This is a genomic window from Tepidimicrobium xylanilyticum, assembly GCF_900106765.1.
GTDB lineage: Bacteria > Bacillota > Clostridia > Tissierellales > Tepidimicrobiaceae > Tepidimicrobium > Tepidimicrobium xylanilyticum.
The window spans coordinates 1-1715 of sequence record NZ_FNNG01000036.1 but is presented as its reverse complement, the minus strand read 5'-3'; the positions used below and the strand labels follow the sequence as shown (position 1 = coordinate 1715).

The 1715-nt window shown below is 39.4% G+C and carries 1 protein-coding gene; it reads left to right on the top strand.

Annotated elements, in window-relative coordinates; all coding sequences use genetic code 11:
* The first annotated feature begins 165 nt into the window (after positions 1–165).
* Positions 166–1418, top strand: a protein-coding gene (locus BLV68_RS15185; protein WP_093755284.1) for an IS3 family transposase whose coding sequence is annotated in 2 segments (ribosomal slippage) — positions 166–472 and positions 472–1418 — 1254 coding nt in all. Because the reading frame shifts where the segments join, the coding sequence is not laid out codon by codon here.
* Positions 1419–1715 lie beyond the last annotated feature (297 nt).

Genomic DNA, 1715 nt, shown 5'->3' with positions numbered 1-1715 from the left:
AAGATTTGTATGTAGAAATGAAAAAGAAGCCACTGAAGACTTAATTAAAATATCCTTGTACTATGGCTTTAAATACAGGTTCTGTAATGTAGCTATATAGCCCCCTAATAGATTTGGAAAAAATCCTTGTATCATGGTAACATAAAACTAACAGGGGGCGATACCATGACACGCAATAAATATAGCGATGAATTTAAAGAACAAATCATCCGGGAATGTCAGGAAACCGGTAATGTGGCCCTGGTAGCCAGACGTCATGAAATATCATCCAATACCATCCATACATGGATTAGGAAATACAGACAACAAGGCAGTGTAAAATCTCTTCCCCGAGGAGAAGCCGTCCGTGCTAAAGCCTTAGAACAAAGATTAAAAGAAGTAAGTCAGCAAAATGATCAACTGAAGCGGCTATTGGCAGAAAAAGAATTAGAACTGGCGATCCTCAGAGAAATCAGAGACCTTAAAAACCCTCATTAGCCGACAAAGTTGCCATTGCTGATAGGTGGATCAATGAAGGTTACCCTATACAAACCATTCTCAACTTTGTCGGCCTGGCCAGTTCCACCTACTATGCCCATATTAAAAAAGAAAATAACCATAAACCGGTCTCAACAGCCAAACGAGGCCGTAAGATACCAGGATACAGCTTAAACCAAGATAAAGAGCCGGTTGACGATAAAACCATCAAAAACTACTTACTAGAGCTAATTGATGGAGATGGATATCCCTATGGATATAAAAAACTAAATAAATGCCTACAAGAAGACCATGGACTGATTATTAACCATAAAAAGACCTACCGGCTCTGTAAAGAACTAAATATACTAAGACCCCAAAGGAAAAGGAAACCATATAGGCCAGCTAAATTAGCCAAAAAAGAAGCGATTACTCGTTCCAACCAGCACTGGCAAATTGACCTTAAGTATGGCTATATCCTTGGCACAAGGCGGTTTTTCTTTCAAATATCAGTCATTGATGCTTTCGATAAAGAAGTCATTGACAGCCATATTGGCTTTACTGCCAAAGCACGTGATGCTATTAGAGTAGTGAAAAATGCCGTCAGGAAAAGAAACATTAAGAAGACCGACCAATTAGTCCTAAGAAGCGACAACGGTCCACAATTTCGAGCAAAAGCATTCTCTAAAGCGATGGACAAGTTAGGGATAATCCACGAAAGAATCCCTGTTAACACACCTAACATGAATGCCTATATTGAATCATTCCATAGTATCTTGGAAGATGAATGTTACAGTCGTCATGAATTTGACACCTTTGCCGAAGCATATGAAGCTATTTCTGACTACCTGAACTACTACAACAATAGACGTAGGCATGGTAGCCTGGGTTATCTGGCACCTGCGGCATTTTACCGACTACATCAAAGTGAAATTAGCAGTTGTCAGAAGCAAGCAGCATAAAATCGGATTTCTCAACCCAAGAAAACTCAGTTTTGATTTCGAAATAGAGTCAAGGGTGCGAAGCAGGCTTTAGCCCTGGCCCCTGACTCTATGAGAAAACAAAATTACCCTGTTAATGGGTTGAGAAATTAAGAAAAACAAAGGGTTTCTATAACAGTGCTTGAGATACACGGATATTCTCCATTATTAGGGGGTTAAACCGGTAGCTAGTGGTAATGAAAAAGGCCATGTAGAAAGAGGAATAGAATTTGTCAGGAGAAAGGTTTTCTCAAGTAAAAGTGAATTTGATTCAGTAGA